This window comes from Candidatus Marinarcus aquaticus (genome assembly GCF_004116335.1).
GTDB classification, from domain to species: Bacteria; Campylobacterota; Campylobacteria; order Campylobacterales; family Arcobacteraceae; genus Marinarcus; species Marinarcus aquaticus.
Genome location: NZ_PDKN01000006.1, coordinates 14,528 through 36,548, shown reverse-complemented (window position 1 = coordinate 36,548; position 22,021 = coordinate 14,528). Strand labels below are relative to the sequence as shown.

General features: G+C 35.8%; 20 protein-coding genes and 6 tRNA genes. 3 read left to right on the top strand and 23 right to left on the bottom strand.

The annotated features are described in order from the left end of the window. Position 1 precedes the first annotated feature (1 nt). Both cbiM and CRV04_RS09130 read right to left on the bottom strand, forming a co-directional pair. A complete protein-coding gene (gene cbiM / locus CRV04_RS09135) occupies positions 2–595 on the bottom strand; it encodes a cobalt transporter CbiM (RefSeq protein ID WP_128996539.1) in 594 nt (197 codons plus the stop codon). Between the two features lie 11 nt (positions 596–606). Next, on the bottom strand, positions 607–1,323 hold the full coding sequence (locus CRV04_RS09130) for a DUF4198 domain-containing protein (RefSeq protein WP_128996538.1): 717 nt from the start codon (positions 1,321–1,323) through the stop codon (positions 607–609). A gap of 92 nt (positions 1,324–1,415) precedes the next feature. Here CRV04_RS09130 and CRV04_RS09125 point away from each other — a divergent pair, with 92 nt between their 5' ends. Further along, the gene (locus tag CRV04_RS09125) at positions 1,416–2,042 is read left to right on the top strand and encodes a transposase (RefSeq protein ID WP_128996537.1); all 627 of its coding nucleotides are present in this window, start codon (positions 1,416–1,418) and stop codon (positions 2,040–2,042) included. Here the strand turns inward: CRV04_RS09125 and CRV04_RS09120 are convergent. The 21 genes from CRV04_RS09120 to mraY all read right to left on the bottom strand — a co-directional run bounded on the left by CRV04_RS09120 (position 2,039) and on the right by mraY (position 20,076). Next, entirely contained in the window at positions 2,039–2,326 is a 288-nt protein-coding gene (locus CRV04_RS09120; protein ID WP_128996536.1) for a YciI family protein, read from the bottom strand. The genes CRV04_RS09125 and CRV04_RS09120 overlap by 4 nt on opposite strands. A gap of 56 nt (positions 2,327–2,382) precedes the next feature. After that, positions 2,383–3,075: an EAL domain-containing protein gene (locus CRV04_RS09115; protein ID WP_164969139.1), complete on the bottom strand. Its 693-nt coding sequence runs from the start codon at positions 3,073–3,075 to the stop codon at positions 2,383–2,385. 69 nt (positions 3,076–3,144) lie between these two features. Next, positions 3,145–3,534 carry a hypothetical protein gene (locus tag CRV04_RS09110; RefSeq protein WP_128996534.1) on the bottom strand — a complete coding sequence of 130 codons (390 nt, stop codon included), beginning with the start codon at positions 3,532–3,534 and terminating at the stop codon, positions 3,145–3,147. Between the two features lie 37 nt (positions 3,535–3,571). Next, positions 3,572–8,113: a DNA-directed RNA polymerase subunit beta' gene (gene rpoC / locus CRV04_RS09105; protein WP_128996533.1), complete on the bottom strand. Its 4,542-nt coding sequence runs from the start codon at positions 8,111–8,113 to the stop codon at positions 3,572–3,574. Beyond that, a complete protein-coding gene (rpoB, locus tag CRV04_RS09100; RefSeq protein ID WP_128996532.1) occupies positions 8,103–12,254 on the bottom strand; it encodes a DNA-directed RNA polymerase subunit beta in 4,152 nt (1,383 codons plus the stop codon). Before rpoB ends, rpoC begins: the two co-directional genes overlap by 11 nt. A gap of 168 nt (positions 12,255–12,422) precedes the next feature. Further along, the gene (rplL, locus tag CRV04_RS09095; RefSeq protein WP_128996531.1) at positions 12,423–12,800 is read right to left on the bottom strand and encodes a 50S ribosomal protein L7/L12; all 378 of its coding nucleotides are present in this window, start codon (positions 12,798–12,800) and stop codon (positions 12,423–12,425) included. Between the two features lie 54 nt (positions 12,801–12,854). After that, positions 12,855–13,343, bottom strand: coding sequence for a 50S ribosomal protein L10 (rplJ, locus tag CRV04_RS09090; protein WP_128996530.1), 489 nt, complete (start codon positions 13,341–13,343; stop codon positions 12,855–12,857). A gap of 162 nt (positions 13,344–13,505) precedes the next feature. Further along, positions 13,506–14,207, bottom strand: a complete 702-nt coding sequence (rplA, locus tag CRV04_RS09085; protein WP_128996529.1) for a 50S ribosomal protein L1 — start codon at positions 14,205–14,207, stop codon at positions 13,506–13,508. A gap of 91 nt (positions 14,208–14,298) precedes the next feature. Beyond that, complete coding sequence (gene rplK, locus CRV04_RS09080) at positions 14,299–14,724, bottom strand: 50S ribosomal protein L11 (protein ID WP_128996528.1); 426 nt, start codon at positions 14,722–14,724, stop codon at positions 14,299–14,301. Positions 14,725–14,825: 101 nt separating this feature from the next. Next, positions 14,826–15,353, bottom strand: a complete 528-nt coding sequence (nusG, locus tag CRV04_RS09075; RefSeq protein WP_128996527.1) for a transcription termination/antitermination protein NusG — start codon at positions 15,351–15,353, stop codon at positions 14,826–14,828. A gap of 9 nt (positions 15,354–15,362) precedes the next feature. Further along, complete coding sequence (gene secE / locus CRV04_RS09070) at positions 15,363–15,545, bottom strand: preprotein translocase subunit SecE (protein WP_128996639.1); 183 nt, start codon at positions 15,543–15,545, stop codon at positions 15,363–15,365. Positions 15,546–15,625: 80 nt separating this feature from the next. Continuing rightward, positions 15,626–15,701 (bottom strand) — tRNA-Trp (locus CRV04_RS09065). Positions 15,702–15,729: 28 nt separating this feature from the next. Then, positions 15,730–15,900: a 50S ribosomal protein L33 gene (rpmG, locus tag CRV04_RS09060; RefSeq protein ID WP_128996526.1), complete on the bottom strand. Its 171-nt coding sequence runs from the start codon at positions 15,898–15,900 to the stop codon at positions 15,730–15,732. A 9-nt stretch (positions 15,901–15,909) separates the two neighbouring features. Beyond that, positions 15,910–17,118, bottom strand: coding sequence for an elongation factor Tu (tuf, locus tag CRV04_RS09055; protein WP_128996525.1), 1,209 nt, complete (start codon positions 17,116–17,118; stop codon positions 15,910–15,912). 107 nt (positions 17,119–17,225) lie between these two features. Continuing rightward, a tRNA-Thr gene (locus CRV04_RS09050) sits at positions 17,226–17,300 on the bottom strand. A gap of 113 nt (positions 17,301–17,413) precedes the next feature. Beyond that, positions 17,414–17,490: transfer RNA gene (locus tag CRV04_RS09045), tRNA-Gly, on the bottom strand. A 9-nt stretch (positions 17,491–17,499) separates the two neighbouring features. Further along, a tRNA-Tyr gene (locus CRV04_RS09040) sits at positions 17,500–17,584 on the bottom strand. 65 nt (positions 17,585–17,649) lie between these two features. Next, positions 17,650–17,726: transfer RNA gene (locus tag CRV04_RS09035), tRNA-Thr, on the bottom strand. Between the two features lie 17 nt (positions 17,727–17,743). Next, positions 17,744–17,819 (bottom strand) — tRNA-Phe (locus tag CRV04_RS09030). A 41-nt stretch (positions 17,820–17,860) separates the two neighbouring features. Then, a complete protein-coding gene (gene murD, locus CRV04_RS09025; protein WP_128996524.1) occupies positions 17,861–19,015 on the bottom strand; it encodes a UDP-N-acetylmuramoyl-L-alanine--D-glutamate ligase in 1,155 nt (384 codons plus the stop codon). Continuing rightward, entirely contained in the window at positions 19,015–20,076 is a 1,062-nt protein-coding gene (mraY, locus tag CRV04_RS09020) for a phospho-N-acetylmuramoyl-pentapeptide-transferase (RefSeq protein ID WP_128996523.1), read from the bottom strand. The genes murD and mraY overlap by 1 nt, the downstream gene beginning before the upstream one ends. Before the next feature lie 64 nt (positions 20,077–20,140). Here mraY and gpmI point away from each other — a divergent pair, with 64 nt between their 5' ends. Together gpmI and CRV04_RS09010 are read left to right on the top strand one after the other, a co-directional pair. Then, a complete protein-coding gene (gpmI, locus tag CRV04_RS09015) occupies positions 20,141–21,616 on the top strand; it encodes a 2,3-bisphosphoglycerate-independent phosphoglycerate mutase (RefSeq protein WP_128996522.1) in 1,476 nt (491 codons plus the stop codon). Positions 21,617–21,624: 8 nt separating this feature from the next. After that, positions 21,625–22,020, top strand: a complete 396-nt coding sequence (locus CRV04_RS09010) for a response regulator (protein ID WP_128996521.1) — start codon at positions 21,625–21,627, stop codon at positions 22,018–22,020. The last annotated feature ends 1 nt before the right edge of the window (position 22,021 follow it).

The window sequence follows — 22,021 nt, the reverse complement described above, 5'->3', positions numbered from 1 at the left end:
TCTAAACCTTTAATATATTCGAATATGTTTTTTGAATAAAAAGCAATAAAAACATGCTGATAATTCCTTCTATAAACATGGTAATAATATTGACACTGAATATGGTGTATGCCGCCCATTCATACTCTTCTTTTGAAAAATATAAAATTGCTGTTAATAAAACTGTAGAGAAAAATGCTCCTAAAAATCCTACTAAAAAAAATCTTATTTTTTGATTTAAATTCTGCATCCAAGCACATCTGTACAGCTCGTAAACTATCCATGCCGGTGCAGCCATAATAAAGAGATTCACCCCGACAGAAACCATGCCACCATAACCCAATAACAGTGCTTGCAAAATGAGTGCCACCGCAATGGCTAAAAAAGCACTTCTCCCTATTAAAACACCTATGACGCCTACAAGCAGAAGATGTATTTGCGTCACTCCCAAAGGGATATGTATAAATGAAGCCAAAAAAAACATTGCACTGCACGCAGCTGTGAGTGTAATTTTCTCTTCAGGTATCTCTTTAAGTGCTTTGTATAACACATAGATGCTCACAGCACTTACTGCTGCTGTGGCTTCTAATGTTAAAACACCATCTGCTATATGCATTTAAACCTCTTTTAGTACGCTTTCACCCAAATAAGTGCGCCATTTTCAATTGGATACTCTTTTCCATCAGAGTGTTTCAAACTTCCTTCTTCAATCAATGCTGCGAAACCCCACCAACCTTTATGATTCATGGTAAAACTAAAAACACCATTTTCATCGGTTTTCACTACTTGTGTAATGTGTGCATCAGTAGGTGCTTTAAGTCCAAATTCATTATAAAGTTCGACTTCAACTTCAACATTGCTCGCTGGTTTACCATTATGCAACACTTTTCCTTGAAATAAGTTTCCAGCATACAAACCAAATGGTTTTGTCATCGGAACAATCTCATATTTAAGTCCTACGGGTTCATCCCATCCATCTTCTAATCCAAATGAAGAGATAATCAATTTTGGTACATGTACAATAAACTTCTCTTCTGCAGGTTCAAAATAGGGTTGTGGTTGCACATAAAATTGATACACACCTGGGGTTTTAATCTCATACGAACCTTTCCATGACTTATGGTCAAACTTACTTGTTTGAGTTAATGGCAATTTTATTTTGTTATAAAAAAGCTCTGGTTTTTCCATGGTCATACCCGTTTGTTCAAAAGGATGAATAAAAGATATGTCAAATTGAACTTTTGATTGATTCATCTTTTGGATATTGTCATTGTTGGGTAAAAAAGTTAAAAAGTGTGCTTGCGCACCAATCATCACTGATAATACAAATAATAATGCTTTCATTTTGTCTCCTTGTAAATGTGGGCAAATTATATTCTTAAGCTTTTTACAGTAAAATAAATTTTTATATTTCTTATACATTTTTGGAACCAAATATGACAACCTGCATTTTCTGTGGTCACAAACACCTCTACACACTTCAACATCACCACGTCAAATGTGCACACTGCCGTCGTAAGTTCTCACTTTCACGACTGCACACAGATCAAGCAATCATTCACGCTTTTGTGAATAATCAAACAGCATTGCAAACGAGTAAAACTCTGCAGGTGCACTACAACACCGTACAAAAACGCTTTTTAAAACTGCGCACCAAAATTCTTTATTATTTAGATGAGCAGTATCAAAAAACATCAAACAGTTCTGAGTATGATGAGTATATCTACATGAAAAATAAAAATATCTATAACGCACAAAATTTTCTAACGTTTATCTATGACAACAACATCTATAACTTGATGTTGCCCTCACTGCATAAGTTTCGCACTTATGACAAAAGTGATGAAGAGTTAGCGAAATTTCTGTTTTTAAACAAAATTGCAAAACTGCAAAGCAAACATTCACATATCAATGAGTTTTGGAACTATTTTGAGAGTTTTTTAAAAGCCTTTAAAGGGGTTAACAGTGAGAATTTTATCTATTATTTAAAAGAGGCCGAGTTTAAATTCAATTACAGTAAAAAAGCGCAAGAAGAGATTCTTCTTAAGCTTTTTTATGACTAAGCTTGTGGCATCACTTTCACTTCTACAATTTGAATATTCTCCATATCCCAAACTTTTCCTTTCACGTATGGTTCATTGGACAACCATGCTTCAAACTCCTCTTCACTGGCAAAGTTTGTAACCACAGAAGAGCCCACCATTTTTTCATCTTCAATGAGTGCACAAGCAGAGATGATTTTTCCTTCTTTCATAAGTGCTTGCGTTGCTTTCACATGCTCTGGTCGAGCTTCCATTCTTTTATCTAATGCATTGTCATAGTCATAAGCGATTACTAAATATTGCATACGGTCCCTTTTGATTTTTTGAAATTATATCATGTTAATATGAAAAGAGTATAACATTACACCGTCTTTGTTAAATCCGAGAAATAATAGCCTTGCATGTAGTTTGACCCCAGTTTTTTAACTGTCTCATAATCCTCTTTGGTCTCAACCCCTTCAACAATTGACTTTTGTCCATTGGCTTGAATGGTTTTAATCACCCCTTCTAAATAGTAAAAGTAGTTTTCATTGCGCTCAATTTGACGCAAGAAAGATTTGTCAATTTTGATGTACGAAGAGTTGTTCATAATAAAAAAAGAGAACATGGAACCATCTTGAGCGAAATCATCCAGTGCTGTTTTAATTTCTCTTTGTTTTAACCATGATGAGAAGTTGCGCATGATATTGGCACTTTTTTCATCATCACTTCCATTTTCTGTGATTTCAACAACAATACTCTTTTGATGCTCTTTTAAAAACATTTCCCAATGATTTTTTTGCTCATCACTAACAACAATATCGGCATCAAAATTGACAAACACAGGATAACTTTGAGGTGCATGTTCAAGTTGATGTGCTTTATTTCGTTGCTCCAAAGAGTAAAAGAGTTCATTGTTATGATGCAAATATTGAAATATTTTTTCTGTAGAAATAATATTTTGATTTATGCCAAATTTGGCCAGTGCTTCATAGGCAACAATATCTTTAGAAGTAACGTCCAGTATTGCTTCATACTTGGTTTGATAAGGTGCATTTAGGATTAGGTTATTCAATTCATTTGTATTCATAAATGAAAATATAACGAAATGTAACTTAATTGTTATTGATAATAAATATTAATATTATAAGTAGTTGACTGCAAAAAGAAAGGATATCGGATAGATTAATACGTTCATGTATCGAAATATAAAGCCCATTTTTGCATTGACAGGCATGATATTTTCCATCTTTTCTCCATTGTCTAACTTTTTCATCATGGAAATTTTAAAAAAGACGTCGATGAATTTAACGATGGCAATTGCAATTAAAAGCATGGAGTCCACATTTAAATAGACCAATAAAAAGAGTGCATAAAAAAAAGTAGGATTGAAAATAAAAAAAGTAAAAAGGGATTTTTTATAAATTAAATAGTTGTTATAAAGAACTCCATATAAAGAGTCTGATTTTTGCCAATTAACTTCAAATAACTCTAATGCAATAAACAGAAAAAACAAAAAGAGTATATTATCCATTGATAAGCCTTAACAGTGAAGCTTTCGCTTCACTGTTTTACTCTTCGTCGTTTGCTTCAATGTCAGCAAACTTAACTTTTTTGTCTTTGTATAGACCTGTACCAACTGGAATGGTTCGTCCAATTACTACGTTCTCTTTTAAGTCTTCTAGCATATCCATTTTAGCAGAGATTGCTGCTTCAGTTAATACTTTCGTTGTCTCTTGGAACGATGCTGCTGAGATAATAGAATCTGATGTTACCGCTGCTCTTGTAATACCAAGTAACAGTGGCTCAGCAATTGCAGGTTCTCCACCTAGTTTGATGATTCTCTCATTTTCTATTTTAAATCGTTTTTTAGAAACCATATCACCGATAATAAACTTTGTATCTCCACCATCTAAAATAGAGACTTGTCGTAACATTTGAGATAAGATAACCTCAATGTGTTTATCCGCAATATTTACCCCTTGTGATCGGTAAACTTGTTGTACTTCAGATACGATAAAGAAATGAAGTGCTTTTTCACCTAAAATCTTCAAGATATCATGTGATGCAACTTGACCATCAGTCAATGCCTCACCTGCGTGTACAAACTCACCATCGTGAACTAAGATTTGTTTTGATTTCTCAACTAAATACTCAGCTTTAACTCCGTTTTCATCGGTTACGATGATTCGTTGTTTGTTTCTTAATGGTTTACCAAATGAAACGATACCATCAAACGATGCAAGCAAGGCAATATTTTTAGGTCGTCGTGCTTCAAACAGTTCAGATACTCTTGGAAGCCCCCCAGTAATATCTTTTGATTTTTGAGTTGCTTTTGGTGTTTTACCTAATACATCTGCAACTTCAACTTTTTGGCCTTCGCTTACGTTCAATGACGTTTTAGGATCAAGTGAATATCTTGACACGCTTGAAGAACCTTCAGCTGCAATCACGATAGCTGGTTTATATCCACTTGGGATATATTCATTAACTACCAGTTTCGATGTACCTGTTAACTCATCATATTGCTCAGCTACAGTAACACCTGGAATAATATCTTCAAACGCAACTGTACCAGCTTGTTCTGCAATTGTTGGATTCGCATATGGATCCCACTCAGCAATGATGACTTGCTCGGTTGATTGAGGAGAAGAGATCACTGTATCTTTTTCAACTTCCGTGTTATCATCTAACTCTAAGATAGACCCTCTTGCAACGTAATGTCGTAATGCTTCTCTGTCTTCTGCATCAACGATAACAGCAAAGAAACCTTTCTCATCTACTTTTTGACCCGCTTTAATATCTGATCTTCTTTCAATATAGTCACCTTTAAGTTTGTAGTATTTTACCACTCCCTTAGATCCAGCAACAATTTTAGAAGTAATAGGCGCACCATCTTCTACTTTTAATTCAGAAGCAAATGGGATTCGGTTAGGAACGTTCCATCCATCTTTGATCATCTCAACCACAGACTCATTCTCTTCTACTTCATCACCATTTGTATATGGTAAGTACAATTTACCATCAATTTTACCAGAAACACCTGCAAGCTCATTTGGCTTAGCAACATCGTTCTTTCTTAGGTAATATTTCTTCGTTTCACTTGCACCTGTGATGGTTAAAATTGTCTCTTCGTGAATCGTTTCAACAGTAACTTTACCTTTGAATGGTGCATTGATTTTTGGTTCAACCAATAAAATACCCGCATTTCTTCTGTTTGAAACAATTTTTGTTCCTGTTTTTGTTGTATAGGTTCTTACGTTGTAGTATCGGATGAAACCTTCTTTATCTACTCGTAATTGTCTCTCAGTTTGAGTTGCAGACGCTGTACCCCCAACGTGGAATGTTCGAAGTGTAAGCTGCGTACCTGGCTCACCAATTGATTGTGCTGCAAGTACCCCAACGGCTTCACCTGGGTTTGCTTTTCTTTGCTCACCAAGGTTAAGACCATAACATTTAGAACATAAACCATGCTCCTCTTTACACGTAAGTGGTGTTCGAATCACAACCGATTTTACTTCTGCTTCAGCTACTACTTTTGCATTCTCTTCAGTAATCAATGTACCTTCAGGGAACAAGATTTCATTAGAGATTGGGTCAATAATATCTTCAGCAATAACTCGACCTGTGATTCTCTCTTCAAGACTTTCAATCAACTCGTTACCACTTGATAAATCAGTGATTTCAATTCCTTCGTGTGTACCACAATCTTCTACAGTAATTCTTACATTTTGAGAAACATCGATTAACTTTCTTGTTAAGTAACCCGCATTCGCTGTTTTAAGTGCTGTATCAGCTAAACCTTTTCTCGCACCGTGCGTAGAAATAAAGTACTCAAGAACGTTCAGACCCTCTTTAAAGTTAGAGATAATTGGTGTCTCAATAATCGAACCATCTGGTTTCGCCATAAGACCTCTCATACCTGATAACTGTCTGATTTGCGCTGCAGATCCCCGTGCTCCAGAGTCGGCCATCATATAAATAGAGTTAAATCCATTTTTATCTGTTTCAACCAATGTCATCATCTCAGACCCAAGTGTATTGTTAACTTCTGTCCAGATATCAATGATTTTATTGTATCTCTCTTGCTCCGTTAAAAGACCTTGAGAGAACTGTTTTTGGACTTCAATTACTTCTTTTTTAGACTTCGCAATATGGTCAACTTTTGTTTCTGGAACTCGAATATCATCAATTGATACAGAAATACCAGCATCTGTAGCGTATCTGAAACCTAGGTTTTTCAAGTCATCTAAGAATCTTGGAGTTACTTTGTATCCACCATGTTTGTAGATATAATCAACTAATACACCAATATCTTTTTTCTTTAATACTTTGTTCCACAATTCAATTGGAACGAACTCTGGTAAAATCTCTTTAATAATCAATCTTCCCACAGTAGTGTGAATCACTTTATCATCTACTTTTGTTCTGATTTTTGCATGTAAATCGACTTGTTTCATGTCAAGTGCAATCACTGCTTCATTAACATCAGTAAAGAGTTTATGCTCACCTTTTACACCATCTTTAGCTAATGATAGGTAGTAAATACCTAAAATCATATCTTGTGATGGTACAGCAATTGCTCGTCCAGAAGCTGGTAAAAGAATGTTCATAGATGACATCATTAAAATCTTCGCTTCTGCAATTGCTTCTTGTGATAATGGTACGTGTACTGCCATTTGGTCACCATCGAAGTCGGCGTTAAATGCTGAACATACTAATGGGTGCAGTTGAATCGCTTTACCATCAATTAACACTGGGTGGAACGCTTGAATAGAAAGTTTGTGAAGCGTTGGAGCACGGTTCAGTAAAATCGGATATTCATCAACGATTTCATTTAAACATTCCCAAACTTCATTTGTTTCTGTTTCAATTAATCTTTTTGCAGATTTTAGTGTTGTTGCGTATCCTTTCTCTTCTAATTTTGCCATTAAATGTGGTTTGAATAGCTCTAAAGCCATTTTCTTAGGAATACCACATTGGTCCATATTCAGCGATGGTCCAACAACGATTACTGACCGTCCAGAGAAGTCAACCCGCTTACCAAGTAAGTTTTGTCTGAATCGACCTTGTTTCCCTTTAATGATTTCAGAAAGTGATTTAAGTGGTCGTTTATTCGCCCCTTTAACCGCATTTGCCGTTTTACCATTGTCAAACAATGCATCCACTGCTTCTTGAAGCATTCTTTTTTCATTTCGAATAATGATTTCAGGTGCATCAAGTTCTGTTAATCTTTTAAGTCGGTTATTTCTGTTAATAACACGTCTGTAAAGGTCGTTTACGTCTGAAACCGCAAATTTACCACCGTCAAGTGCAACCAATGGTCGTAAGTCTGGTGGAAGAACTGGAAGTTGTGTTAACATCATCCACTCTGGTCTGTTTCCAGAATTGATAAAGTTTTCAACCACTTTCAATCTTTTTACAATTGTTTTTCTTTTTGCTTCAGATTTTGTTCCTTGCATCTCTTCTTTAAGAGAAGTTAACAATTCAATTAAATCTAAACCTTCAAGTAAATCTCTTACAATTTGACCACCCATTTGTCCAACAAATCCAGTGTGTTCGAAATGTTCAGAAATTGTTCGGTACTGCTCTTCATTTAAAATATCATATTTTAAAACAGGTTTTGTTTTTTCATTATCATAAAATGCTTCACCTGGCTCAGATACGATGTATGCTTCATAATAAAGTACTCTCTCTAGGTCTTTTAATTTAACACCCAATAAAGTACCAATTCTTGAAGGCAATGAGCTTACCATCCAAATATGAGCAACAGGAGCCACTAAATCAATGTGTCCCATTCGGTGTCGTCGAACTTTTGATGATGTTACTTCAACACCACATTTTTCACATACAACACCTTTGTATCTCATCTTTTTGTATTTACCACAAAGACACTCATAATCTTTAACTGGTCCAAAGATTTTTGCACAAAAAAGCCCATCTCTTTCAGGCTTCAGTGTTCGATAGTTAATCGTTTCAGGTTTTTTTACTTCACCATTTGACCATGAAAGAATCTTTTCAGGACTTGCAAGTCTTAATTGAAAAGCTGAAAAATCTTGTGGTCTTTCAAGTTCTTTAATCTCTATTGCTTGTAGAATTTTATTACTGCTCATTATCTTCTTCCACCTCGTCAAAAATTTCAACATCTAATCCAAGAGCTTTAAGCTCTTTGGTTAATACGAAGAATGTTTCAGGAACACCTGATCTTGGAACATTTTCACCATTTGCAATTGCTCGATACGCTTTGGTTCGTCCTTCAACGTCATCTGATTTGGTTGTAAGCATCTCTTTAAGTACAGCCGTTGCACCGTATGCTTCAAGAGCCCAAACTTCCATTTCTCCAAATCTTTGACCACCAAACAATGCTTTACCACCAACAGGTTGTTGAGTAACTAAAGAGTAAGGTCCAGTTGAACGTGCGTGTACTTTTTCATCAACTAAGTGGTGAAGTTTTAACATGTACATGTAACCAACGTTTACACGCTCTTTCATTTTATCACCTGTTTTACCATCGTAAAGTACACATTTACCATCTTGGTCAATTTTTGCTAATTCGAACAGTTTTGCAAACTCTTCTTCTTTAACACCGTCAAATACAGGTGTAGCAAATCGTACACCTTTTGACCAGTCTCTTGCATAATCGATCAATTCGTCATCACTTAAGCTCTCAACGAATTTTTTACCATTCATCAATTTAGCTACATCAGCGATTTCAATCATTTTTGCTCGTAATTGCTCAATGAAGTCTGCTTGTTTTGCTTCGAACATATCTTGAATTTGGTCACCCAGTTTCTTACCAGCTAAACCTAAGTGTACCTCTAAGATTTGTCCAATGTTCATCCGTGAAGGAACACCAAGTGGGTTAAGAATAACGTCAACAGTTGAACCATCTTCTAAGTAAGGCATATCAACTTGTGGTACGATGTTAGAAACAATACCTTTGTTTCCGTGTCGCCCCGCCATTTTATCTCCAACTTTGATTTTACGTTTAGTAGCTACATAAACTTTAACTTGTTTAATCACACCACTTGGTAAAATATCATCGTGCTCTAATACTTGAAGTTTCTCTTCATGTTCTGTTCTTAAAGCAGATTTCTCTTTAATGAAGTGCTCTTTGATTTCATTATATTTATTTTCAACGTCACCGCTGTAAGAAGCAACTACTTTTTTCATCGCAAATCGATTTACGTTGTTTAAAACATCTAAAGGAATTTTATCCCCTTTTTTGTAATCCACACCGTCAACTTCAACTGCTTTTGCTAACTCAGATTTAGAAAGAAGGTCATTGATTTTTAAAATCTCTTCTCTGTCTAACATTAACAATTTATCGTGATGTTTAATATCCAATTCTGATTTCTCAGCTTCAATGGCTTGTTTTGCACGCTCATCTTTTTCGTACCCTTTTTTAGTGAATACTTTAACGTCAACAACTGTACCTTCCATTGAAGTTGGGCAGTATAATGATTTATTAATAACGTGACCCGCTTTTTCACCGAAGATTGCTCTTAAAAGTCTCTCTTCAGGAGTTGGTTTGATTTCACCTTTTGGTGTTACTTTACCAACTAAAACCATACCTGGTTTTACAAACGTACCCACTTTTACAATACCTGAAGCATCTAAGTGTGTAATCGATTCTTCTTTAACACCTGGAAGGTCTCTTGTAATCTCTTCATTTCCGTGTTTAAGCTCTCGTGCTTCAATCTCTTTTTCATAAATATGAACAGACGTAAATGCATCTTCTTTAATCAATCGTTGAGAAAGAACAATCGCATCCTCGTAGTTATACCCATTCCAAGGCATAAATGCAACCATTGCATTCACACCAACAGCCAACTCACCTTTGTCCATAGATGGACCATCAGCAATAACTTGACCTTTTTCAATATTATCACCCTCTTTTACTGCAATTCTTTGCCCAAAAGATGTGTTGTTGTTTGTTCGAACATTTTTATTGACATAGTAGTGGTCAATAAATGCACCGTTGTCATCTTCACCACGGATGTAGATATTTTTCGCATCTGCTTTTTCTACTACACCTGCTCTGTCAGCTTTAATGGCTTCCCAAGCATCTCTTGCAACTGTTTTTTCTAAACCAGTTCCTACAATTGGTGCATTTGGTCGTAACAGTGGTACGGCTTGTCTCATCATGTTCGATCCCATAAGTGCCCGGTTTGCATCATCGTGCTCTAAGAATGGAATTAATGAAGCTGCAACACCCATAACCATTTGTGAAGAGATGTCAATTAAATCAACTTTTGCTCTTTCAACTAATAAGATTTCTCCATCTTGTCGTGCTTCAATCAATGCTTCAACAATTTTACCACTGCTGTCTACTTTAGTTGAACCAGGAGCAATAACAAGACCCTCTTCAAGAGTTGCAGTCATATAGATGATTTCATCAGTAACAAGCCCATCAACTACTTTTTTATACGGTGCTTCAATGAACCCAAGGTCATTTACTTTTGAGAACGTTGATAATGTATTAATCAAACCAATGTTTTGACCCTCTGGAGTCTCAACTGGACAGATTCTTCCGTAGTGCGTTGGGTGAACGTCCCGTACTTCGAATCCTGCTCTTTCCTTAACTAAACCACCCTCACCCAGTGCAGAAAGTCTTCGTTTATGTGTAACTTCTGATAGTGGGTTTGTTTGGTCCATAAATTGAGATAATTGACCCGATGTAAAGAACTCAGTGATTGTTGAAGTAATCATTTTTGAGTTAACTAAATCGTGTGGCATTAAGTCTTCTAATGTACCACTTAATGTTGTCATTTTATCTCGAATTGCTTTTTGCATTTTAATTAAACCAGAGTGTAACTCATTTGCAAGTAACTCTCCAATTGCTCTGATTCTTCTGTTACCTAAGTGATCTCTGTCATCAATATGACCGTGACCTGATTTAACTTTTACAAGGTATTGAACTGTTTTAATCACATCTTCGTATGTCAAAGTTGTTACATATTCAGGAACACTTACGTCAAGTTTGTGATTCATCTTCATCCGACCAACTTTTGTTAAATCATATCTCTCTGGATCAAAGAAAAGTTTTTTAACGAAATCTTTTGCTGCTTCTTTTGTTACAGGCTCACCTGGTCGCATTACTTTATAGATTCTGATTGCTGATAAATCATTTTCATCATCAATTTGCTCTGTTTGTTTTAAGAGTTTAAGTGATTCAGCGTCTGCTTTAAATGCGTTAATAATAGAGTCATCCACACCTGTTGCTAAGTCATTTGCAATATCAAATGAATCGAACCCTAAGTCAAGAAGTTTTTTAAGTTTTAACTCATCAAGATGCGTTAATGCATCGTATAAAACTTCTCCAGATTCTGGGTCAAAAATTGCATTGGCAGTGTATCTGTCCATTAATAGTTCAATTGGATACTCAACAAGTTTTAAACCACCTTCAGAGAGTGCATTGGCTTTTCTTGTAGTAAGACGTTTACCCGCACCTAAGATTAAGTTTCCTTTGTCATCTTTTAAATCAAACTCTAATCTTCCTGTGAAATCATCTGGGTTGAATTCCATTAAGAATTTATTGTTCTTAATTTTAATATTTAAAATTGGATAGAACAATTTAATAATGTCTTCTTTAGAGTACCCAAGTGCTCTGAATAGAATAGTCACAGGAACTTTTCTTCTTTTGTTAATTCGTACATATAATACATCTTTTGCATCATACTCGAAGTATAACCAAGAACCTCTGTCAGGAATAATTTGACCTGTGTAGATTAACTTACTGCTTGATGTTGTTGATTCTTCTTCTTTAAAAATAACACCTGGAGATCTGTGTAATTGGTTTACAACAACTCTCTCAACACCATTTACAATGAAAGATGTTCTGTCAGTCATTAACGGAATTTCACGAATGAACAATGATTGTTCTTTCATGTCTTTAACACCGATTTTTTCACCTGTTTTTTCGTCTAAATCCCATAGTGTTAATCGCACATTGATTTTTAAAGGAATAGAGTATGTTAAGCCTCTGACCATTGACTCTCGCACGTCGTACTTAGGTTTACCAACTTCTGTTCCTAAGTAGTCAAGAGTAATTCTGTTTTGTGCATCATGGATTGGGAAAACTGATTTGAAGACTTTTTCAATTCCAGAAGTCGTTCTGTCATCTTGTCCAATCATTAAAAAGTTGTCGTAACTGTTTTGTTGTAGCTGTAGTAAATTTGGAATTTCAATCTTTTGTGGATTTTTAGCAAAATCAACTCTAAGTCTATTTCCAGATTTTAAAGAATTTAGCATTGTTAACCTCATATTAATAGATAAAGATTACTTTTTTTAAAAGCGCAAAAGCATCCTTAAAGGATAGGGTTAAAATTTGGCTTTCAAACTCTAACCTTAGCCTTCAAAGATGCTAGTCTTATACAAGGCACAAGGCCTTGTATACAGTGGATAATTACCGGTGAGTAATTATACTAATTCTACAACTGCTCCAGCAGCTTCTAATGCAGCTTTAGCAGCTTCAGCGTCTTCTTTAGAAACACCTTCTTTAACTACTGCACCAGCTTCTTCTGCCATTGCTTTTGCTTCTTTTAATCCAAGACCAGTTAATCCTCTGATCTCTTTAATTACGTTGATTTTCTTAGCACCTGCGTCTTTGATAACAACGTTGAATTCAGTTTTTTCTTCAGCAGCTTCAGCAGCTCCACCAGCAACTGCAACACCTGCTACTGCAACAGGTTGTGCAGATACACCAAATTTTTCTTCGAATTCTTTTACTAATTCAGATAACTCTAATACAGATAGACCAGAGATATATTCTAATACGTCTTCTTTAGAAATTGCCATTTCATTTTCCTTAATTTTTTTTATTTATTATAATTGTTTTATTAATGCGTTAAATTACGCAGCCTCTTCTTCTTTTTTTCTTCTAAGAGCATCAAGCCCAATAGTGAAGTTTGTAAGTGGAGCCATCCAAGTAGCAGCCAACATACCAAGAAGCTCTTCTCGTGATGGTAATTTAGCGAATGCATTAATTGTATTAATGTCAGCAATTTTACCTTCAACAATACCTGATTTAATAGAGAATTTATCTTTTTTCTCTGTTGCAAATTTATCTGCAACTTTACAAGCAGAAATTTGATCTTCTGACCATAAGAAAATATTTGTTCCAGATAATTGTACATCACCTAAATCAGCATTTTTTACAGCAACAGTTACTAAAGTATTTTTAGCAACTTGAACTTTTGTTCCGTTTTCTCGTGCAGATTTTCTTAAAGTTTCTAACTCTTTGTGAGTTAAACCTTTATAATCACACACAACGATTGCTTGAGACTCTTTGAACTCAGAAGATAAAAAATCAACGATTTCAGCTTTTTGTTGTTTAGTCATAGTTTTTCCTCCTTCCAAAACATCCAACTTCGGCGGGTCTTACAAGAGACGAGGAGAGTCTCTTACCAGCTGTCTTCAGTTTTAATTCAGTGTTTTGAATAACACTCAAACGTCAAGACAAAACATGTCTTGACTATTGAATGCTATTAAATAAGGAAGACCTTATTTAATGTCCATTAATTCTAATACGTCCATATTAACAGATGGAGACATAGTTAATGAAACTGCTGCATTTTTAATATATCGACCTTTTGCAGAAGCTGGTTTAGCTTTGTTGATAGCTGCAAGGAAAGTTTTTAAGTTTTCTTGGATTGCTTCAGCAGAAAATGATGCTTTACCAATACCTGCTTGCATGTTACCTTTTTTATCAACTCTATATGTAACCTTACCACCTTTTGCATCGTCAACTGCTTTAGCTACGTCCATAGTAACTGTACCCGTTTTAGGGTTAGGCATTAAACCTTTTGGCCCAAGGATTCGTCCTACTTTACCAACGATTCCCATGCAATCTGGTGTAGCAATTAATACATCAAAGTTGATGTTTCCAGCTTGAATCTCTTCTGCTAAATCGTCATTACCAACAATATCTGCTCCAGCAGCTTTTGCTTCGTCCATTTTTGCACCTTTTGCAAAAACAGCTACTCGTACAGTTTTACCTGTACCGTGTGGTAATACAACAGCACCTCTGATCATTTGGTCTGCATGTCTAGGATCAATGTTTAAGTTTAATGCAACCTCTACAGACTCGTCAAATTTAGCTGAACTTAACTCTTTTACTTTTGCACAAGCGTCAACAACAGTGTATTGTTTGTCTGCTTCTACTTTTTCTAATAATGCTTTATATCTTTTTGAAACTTTTGCCATTTTATTCTCCGCAATTTATTTTTTTAAAAGGCACTTTGTGTCTTTCGTTTTGCTACCGCACTTTTAAGTCTTGTGGTGAGACTCATGAGTCTTATAACTCTACGTCAATTCCCATAGATCTAGCTGAACCAGCAACAATTTTAGCCGCTTGCTCTTTATCATCAGTATTTAAATCAGCGATTTTTATATCAACGATTTCCATAACTTGATCTTTAGTCAACTTTCCAACTTTATTTTTAAGTGGATTGTCAGAACCTTTTTTAACACCTGAAGTCTTTTTAATTAAGTCTGTCATTGGTGGTTGTTTTAGTACAAATGTAAAACTTTTATCTTGATATACAGTGATCTCTACAGGGATTGTAAATCCACCTTTATCTTTAGTTTTTTCATTGAACGCTTTACAGAATTCCATGATGTTAATACCACGTTGACCTAATGCAGGACCAACAGGTGGTGATGGATTTGCTGCACCAGCAGGGATTTGTAATTTTAAAATTCCAGCTACTTTTTTAGCCATCTTATTTCCTTTTCTATTCTTTTGTTAATGATTAGACATTAGGCAAAAAAACTCAAAGGAAGCTGAAGTTTCTTTGCCTAATGCCTAAAAATGTCTTTAAATTATACGACTCTTTCTACTTGAGTATAAGAGATTTCAACCGGTGTATTTCGCCCAAAGATTGAAACATTCAGTTTCAAAATACCAGAAGCCATGTCAAAGTCTTCAACAATACCATTGAAGTTAGCAAATGGTCCCTCTTTGATTCGTACCATTTCACCTTCATCAAATGAAACTTTTGGTTTCGCTGCTGCTCTGTTGGTTACTTTGTCTAAAATTGCATCAATATCTTTTTTAGACAATGGGGTAGGTTTTTTAGACTCACCAATAAATCGTCCAACTTTTGGCATAGATTGAATTCGATGCCATAATGCAGTATCTAAATCAATTTTAGCAAATGCATACGCAGGGTACAATGGTTTTTCAACGATTGTCTTTTTCCCTTTTTTAATCTCAATTAAATCTTCAGTAGGCACTAACACTTCAGAGATTCTGTCATTAGCCATTTCATCAGCTAATTTTTCTAATGCTCTTTTTACAGTTAGTTCACTCCCTGAGTGCGTTTGAATTGCGTACCATTGATGTGCCATAAAAATTCCTTAATTAATGATTGAAGATAGACTGACTGACATGATTGCATCAATCAATGCTAAAAACAGCGAAATAACAGTCACTACGATAAATACTGAAATATATGCACTTCGGATTTGTTCTTTGATAGGAAAAATTACTTTTGATAATTCTTCTTTGCAACTTCTATAATAGTTTTTTAATTTATCCACAGTTAACTCCAAGTTATTTTTGCTATATAAAAAAATTCTCTTTAATAAAGTTTTTAAAAACCTTATTAAAAAGAATTAACTGGCAGGCCAGGAGGGACTCGAACCCCCAGCCATCGGATTTGGAATCCGGCGCTCTACCATTGGAGCTACTGACCTTGCTGTAAAAAAAGAGTAAGTTAAAGTCTTACGACTTTAACTTAACTTCTTTATGAATTGTGTGTTTTCTTAATCTTGGACTGTACTTTTTAATCGCCATTTTCTCAGTGTGAGTTTTTGGGTTTTTGTAAGTAGAGTAGTTAATATCACCACACTCCTCACATTTAAGTCCAATTTTGATGCTTACGCCATTACCCATAAGTTATCCTTACTCGATAATTTCAGCAACAACACCCGCACCAACAGTTCTACCACCTTCTCTGATAGCGAACTTAGTTCCCTTTTCAAGAGCGATTGGAGCAACTAAAGAAACAGTAACTTCTACGTTATCACCTGGCATTACCATTTCAGTACCTTCAGCTAGTTCAATAGAACCAGTTACGTCTGTTGTTCTTACATAAAATTGTGGTCTGTATCCTGAGAAGAATGGAGTATGTCGTCCACCTTCCTCTTTAGAAAGGATATATACCTCACCTTTAAATTTAGTGTGTGGAGTGATTGATCCTGGCTTAACAAGAACTTGTCCTCTTTGAACATCTTCTTTTTTAATACCTCTTAATAAGATACCAGCGTTATCACCAGCTTCAGCGTAATCCATTTCTTTTCTGAACATTTCAATACCAGTAACTGTAGTAGTTTGAGTATCTCTTAATCCAACGATTTCAATAGTATCACCTAATTTAACAGTACCTTGGTTAATAGCACCAGTTACAACTGTACCTCTACCTGCAATTGAGAATACATCTTCAACAGGCATTAAGTAATCTTTATCAGTTGATCTTTCTGGAGTTGGAATATAAGCATCTACTTCTGCCATTAAGTTGTAGATTTTTTCAGACCACTCACCAGCGTTACCAGCTTTAGCTTCTTCTAATGCTTGGAATGCAGAACCAGCTACGATTGGAGTATCGTCACCTGGGAAGTCATACTCAGAAAGTAATTCTCTTACTTCCATTTCAACTAACTCTAACATCTCTTCTTTATCTTCTTCATCAAGTTGGTCTTCTTTGTTTAAGAATACAACGATGTATGGAACACCTACTTGTTTAGATAATAGAATGTGCTCTCTAGTTTGAGCCATTGGTCCATCTGTAGCAGCAATAACTAAGATAGCACCATCCATTTGTGCAGCACCAGTAATCATGTTTTTAACGTAATCGGCGTGACCTGGACAATCTACGTGTGCGTAGTGTCTAGTTTCAGTTTCATACTCAACGTGAGAAGTAGCAATAGTAATTCCTCTTTCTCTCTCTTCTGGAGCGTTATCAATTTGATCATAGTCCATAGTAGCTTGACCGTTTTTAAGCCCTAAACACATAGTAATAGCAGCTGTTAAAGTCGTTTTACCGTGGTCAACGTGACCAATTGTACCAATGTTAACGTGCGGTTTACTTCGCTCGAATTTTTCTTTTGCCATAAAATTCCCCTTAAAAGATTTATTAAATTGCCCTCTGAGTAGATAAGCCTAAGGCTGATCTATTCAGAGGGGATTGGTTTGTAAATTTAAATATGTCCATTACATCATGGAGCCCACGATAAGACTTGAACTTACGACCTCTTCCTTACCAAGGAAGTGCTCTACCCCTGAGCTACATGGGCATACGCTGGACTAAACATATTTAAAAGTTATACTTGGAGTTTACATTTTGTAGAAAATGGAGTTATAAATTTTTGCGTCTATAACTCAGCTCCCAGTATCAATAAAAAAATAATGGAGCGGGAGACGAGACTCGAACTCGCGACAATCTGCTTGGAAGGCAGAGGCTCTAGCCAACTGAGCTACTCCCGCAACATTACGTGGTGGTGAGAGAAGGATTTGAACCTTCGAAGCCATAGGCGGGAGATTTACAGTCTCCTGGATTTGACCACTCTCCAACCTCACCGTTGAAAAATTATTGTTCTGGTCAAGCGCTGATCTTTTATAAAGACTACGCACGACAGTTAAAAATGGAGCTGGTGAAGGGAGTTGAACCCCCGACCTGCTGATTACAAATCAGCTGCTCTAGCCAACTGAGCTACACCAGCACCCAACAAAAACTTAATGGTGGCGCGGGGCAGAATCGAACTGCCGACACAAGGATTTTCAGTCCTTTGCTCTACCGACTGAGCTACCGAGCCATCAATTTTGGAGTGAAATTATATTACCTTGTTGATTAATTCTAGCTTAAAGTATTTACCAGTGTTTTAAATTCGTCTCCACGTTGTTTGTACGAGCTATACTGGTCGAGTGAAGCAGCCGCTGGAGAGAGCATTGCAACCGATTTGTAATCATGATTTTTATTCATCAATTCAACCGCTTTTTTCATCACATGACAAGCATGTAATTTTATGTTAAATTGAGTTGATAGTTGCGTCAGTTTTTCAGTGTTACTTCCAATGGCATACACCGTAATTGATTTTCCTTTTAAGTACTCAAAAAGTGGGGTCAAATTTGCCCCTTTATCATCTCCACCTAAAATCAAATGAACACTTTGTTGTTCATAAGGTTTAAGTGCTGCAATCGTTGCATCTAAATTCGTGGCTTTAGAATCATCAATCCAGACTCTGTTTTGTCTGTCTTTAAATACCTCTACTTTATGCGCATCAATTTTAAAGGCATTGATTTTTTCATAATCCACCTCATCAAATAAAATCTTGCTCACACCCAATGCCATCATGGCATCGAGCAAAAATGGTTCATTAAATTTAATTTTTGATACATCAATATCAAATATCTGTGCTAAATCTTCTGTACTTTCATACGTAATTTTATATGCTGCAGTGGGGTAGTCTTTATATTTTAAAGGAATAATCGCAGCCTCTCCCTCTTTCATATGATCCATTGCTTTGAGTTTTGCATTCTCATACTCTTCAAATGATCCATGCCATGAAACATGGTCATCTGAAATAGGAAGTAATACATATATATTAGGTCGCGCTTTTTGTGTATAGTGTAATGTAAATGAAGAGGTCTCTAAAATCCAAATTTTAGAATCCCTGTCCAGTTTTGAAACGGCCGTTCCAATATTTCCTCCACACACACTGCCTTTGCATTCAAGAAGGTGTTGCATCATTTGAGTGGTGGTTGTTTTTCCATTTGTACCACTTATCCAAATAGAAAATGGCATGGTACCAGCAAACAAGTCATAGTCGCTTTGTATATTTTTTGCTTGTTGTACCATTGTATTAAAAGGTGGAATTCCAGGGCTTACTACGGTTATATCTTCACATGTTGTATCGTATGAGTTAAAATCACTCTCATCGTATAAAACAACATCATCAAATGTCTCTTGTATAGCTTGGGCAGTATTACCCTTACCTAATACTCTTATCATTATCTTACTTTCAAGCTTAACAGTGCAATGAGGTTCGCCATAAATGAGATAATCCAAAATCGCACAATGATTTTATTCTCTTTCCACCCTTTTTGTTCAAAGTGGTGATGTATGGGCGCCATTAAAAAAACTCTCTTTTGTCGTAACTTATAAGAGCCCACTTGCAAAATAACTGAAACCGTTTCAAGTACAAAGATAAATCCAATGATGATTAACAGAACTTCACTTTTACACACAATGGCAAAGTATCCCATAATTCCTCCAATAGCTAAAGAACCACTGTCTCCCATAAAAACTTCAGCAGGGTGACAGTTGTGCCATAAAAAGGCAATGAGTGAACCACAAATAGAGGCTCCTAAAATAGTAAGTTCCCCTGTAAGTTTGATGTTGGGTAAAAGCAAATAGTTACTGATAATCGCATGTCCTGTAATATAGACAATCGTTGAGAGTGTAAAAAATGCAATGATAGATGGTACGGTTGCCAATCCATCTAAACCATCCGTTACATTCACTGCGTTGGAAGCAGCCACCATGACCAATACCCAAAAGACAATTGAAACCAAGCCCATGTCTGCTATTGGGTATTTATAAAAAGGGAGATACAACTCTGTAGAGTGACTGTAGATTATCAATGTAATCGCTGCACCCAATGCCACAATAAATTGTAAAATGAGTTTCATTCGTGCACTTAAACCTGCATTGTTTTTATTGTTGGTAATTTTAGAGATATCATCTTTAACTCCAATCAAACAAAATGCTCCCAAGGTAAAAAGACCTGTTGCAACATAAAAGTTATTGAGTTTTGCTGTAAGAAGTGTTGCGATAATAGAAGCAAAAACAAACACCAAACCACCCATGGTTGGGGTACCTGCTTTTTCTTGATGTGATTGTGGTGCTAAATCATAAATTGGTTGAGAAGCTTTCTTTGTTTTGGCCCATTTTATAAACTTTGGCATAAGATATAAAGTAAGAAAAAAAGCGATGAAGAAGCCAAGTCCTGCTCGGATTGAGATGTATTGGAATATGTTAATATCCATATGTCGATAGAACCAATAAAACAAAGTTAAACCTTCCTTTTGTTATAATCAGGGATTATATACTATTAAAGTTTTTAAAAGGTTTAAAATGACGAAAAAAACAGTTTTAATTATCACAGATGGTATTGGCCACAACCAAAATATCAAACACAATGCTTTTGCCAATGCTAAAAAACCAACCTATGATTATCTTTTTGAACAAGTACCCCATTCACTTATACATACCTATGGAGAAAATGTGGGTCTTCCTAATGGACAAATGGGAAACAGTGAAGTGGGGCACATGACCATTGGAAGTGGGCGAATTCTGTATCAAGATTTAGTCAAAATCAACTTAGCCATTAAAAATGATACGCTTAAAACCAATGAAGTACTTCAACAAACTCTTGATGCTTCAAATAATGTTCATTTAATCGGATTATTAAGTGATGGTGGTGTGCACTCACACATCAATCACATCATTGCTTTGGCTAAAATCGCTCAAGCAAAAGGGAAACATGTCTATATTCATGCCATCACCGATGGTCGGGATGTGGCTCCTAATTGTGCACAACAATACATTGACCAAATCTTAGATATTTGTGATGAAAGTATTCATCTTGCAACCATTGCGGGGCGATACTATACTATGGACAGAGATAACCGATGGGAGAGAGTTCAAAAAGGGCATGATGCGATGGCATTAGGTTTACCAAAGACCTCTAAGGATGTTACAACATACATTGCCAATTCGTATAAAGAAGAAGTATTAGATGAATTCTTAGTGCCAACGGCATTTGAAGGGTACAATGGTTTTCACAAAGGCGATGGCGTGATTTTTTGTAACTTCAGAAGTGACCGAATGAGAGAGATTTCAAACGTTTTAGCCAATAAAGACTTCAGTGAGTTTCCACGATTTGCAGATGAACTGCACCTTGCAACTATGACAGAGTATGATAAAAACATGCCCTTACCTATCTTGTTTCCAAAAGAAACACCTCGAAATACACTGGCTGAAGTCATTTCAAATGCAGGCTTAAAACAACTTCACACCGCTGAAACAGAAAAGTATGCACACGTGACGTTCTTCTTTAATGGGGGTGTTGAAGAACCCGTAGAAAATGAGATGCGTGTACTTATTCCTTCTCCTAATGTGGCAACATATGACTTACAACCAGAGATGTCTGCACCAGCAGTAGGTGATGCTGTACTTAAAGCGATGGAAGATTCTTATGACTTTATTGTGGTGAATTTTGCCAATGGTGACATGGTTGGACATACTGGAAATTATGATGCCAGTATTAAAGCTGTCGAAGAAGTTGATAAACAATTGGGTCGTATAATAAAAGACTCAAAAAAGTTACAGTACAATATAATCATTACGAGTGATCACGGAAACTGTGAGATGATGAAAAGTGAAGAGGGTAAAGTATTAACCAATCACACCGTAGGTGATGTTTACTGTTTCATCTTAGCAGATGGTGTTCAAGAGGTTAAACCAGGCAGCTTAAATAATATTGCGCCAACGGTTTTAAAGCTCATGAACTTACAAATCCCACAAGAGATGGATAACCCACTAATTTAAGGATCAATATGGAAACTTCTAAAATCAAATCTGATTTAAGAAATATTACTCTGCTCGTAGCAGAAGACGGTGAAGATATTATTAACATTATGGATAGAACGTTTCAAATGCTTGTTAAAAAAATTCTTTTGGCAAGTGACGGAGAGATTGCGCTTGAAAGTTTTAAATCAAACCGACCTGATGTTGTAATTACGGATTTACGAATGCCAAACTTAGACGGTAAAGCTTTGGTCAAAGAGATTCGTAAAATTGACAAAGATGTACCTATCATTGTGATTACAGCATACAAAGATGACTTAAATGAAGAGGAACAAAAAGAGGTTTCTGCTATTTTTGAAAAACCAATTAATTTTATTAAATTGGTGACACAACTTGATGAGTCTATTCAAGGATTATCAAAATAGT

Coding starts and splice junctions, on each gene's coding strand:
- cbiM (WP_128996539.1), bottom strand. CDS start 595: ATGCATATAGCAGATGGTGTTTTAACATTAGAAGCCACAGCAGCAGTA.
- CRV04_RS09130 (WP_128996538.1), bottom strand. CDS start 1,323: ATGAAAGCATTATTATTTGTATTATCAGTGATGATTGGTGCGCAAGCA.
- CRV04_RS09125 (WP_128996537.1), top strand. CDS start 1,416: ATGACAACCTGCATTTTCTGTGGTCACAAACACCTCTACACACTTCAA.
- CRV04_RS09120 (WP_128996536.1), bottom strand. CDS start 2,326: ATGCAATATTTAGTAATCGCTTATGACTATGACAATGCATTAGATAAA.
- CRV04_RS09110 (WP_128996534.1), bottom strand. CDS start 3,534: ATGGATAATATACTCTTTTTGTTTTTTCTGTTTATTGCATTAGAGTTA.
- rpoC (WP_128996533.1), bottom strand. CDS start 8,113: ATGAGCAGTAATAAAATTCTACAAGCAATAGAGATTAAAGAACTTGAA.
- rpoB (WP_128996532.1), bottom strand. CDS start 12,254: ATGCTAAATTCTTTAAAATCTGGAAATAGACTTAGAGTTGATTTTGCT.
- rplL (WP_128996531.1), bottom strand. CDS start 12,800: ATGGCAATTTCTAAAGAAGACGTATTAGAATATATCTCTGGTCTATCT.
- rplJ (WP_128996530.1), bottom strand. CDS start 13,343: ATGACTAAACAACAAAAAGCTGAAATCGTTGATTTTTTATCTTCTGAG.
- rplA (WP_128996529.1), bottom strand. CDS start 14,207: ATGGCAAAAGTTTCAAAAAGATATAAAGCATTATTAGAAAAAGTAGAA.
- rplK (WP_128996528.1), bottom strand. CDS start 14,724: ATGGCTAAAAAAGTAGCTGGAATTTTAAAATTACAAATCCCTGCTGGT.
- nusG (WP_128996527.1), bottom strand. CDS start 15,353: ATGGCACATCAATGGTACGCAATTCAAACGCACTCAGGGAGTGAACTA.
- rpmG (WP_128996526.1), bottom strand. CDS start 15,900: ATGGGTAATGGCGTAAGCATCAAAATTGGACTTAAATGTGAGGAGTGT.
- tuf (WP_128996525.1), bottom strand. CDS start 17,118: ATGGCAAAAGAAAAATTCGAGCGAAGTAAACCGCACGTTAACATTGGT.
- murD (WP_128996524.1), bottom strand. CDS start 19,015: ATGATAAGAGTATTAGGTAAGGGTAATACTGCCCAAGCTATACAAGAG.
- gpmI (WP_128996522.1), top strand. CDS start 20,141: ATGACGAAAAAAACAGTTTTAATTATCACAGATGGTATTGGCCACAAC.
- CRV04_RS09010 (WP_128996521.1), top strand. CDS start 21,625: ATGGAAACTTCTAAAATCAAATCTGATTTAAGAAATATTACTCTGCTC.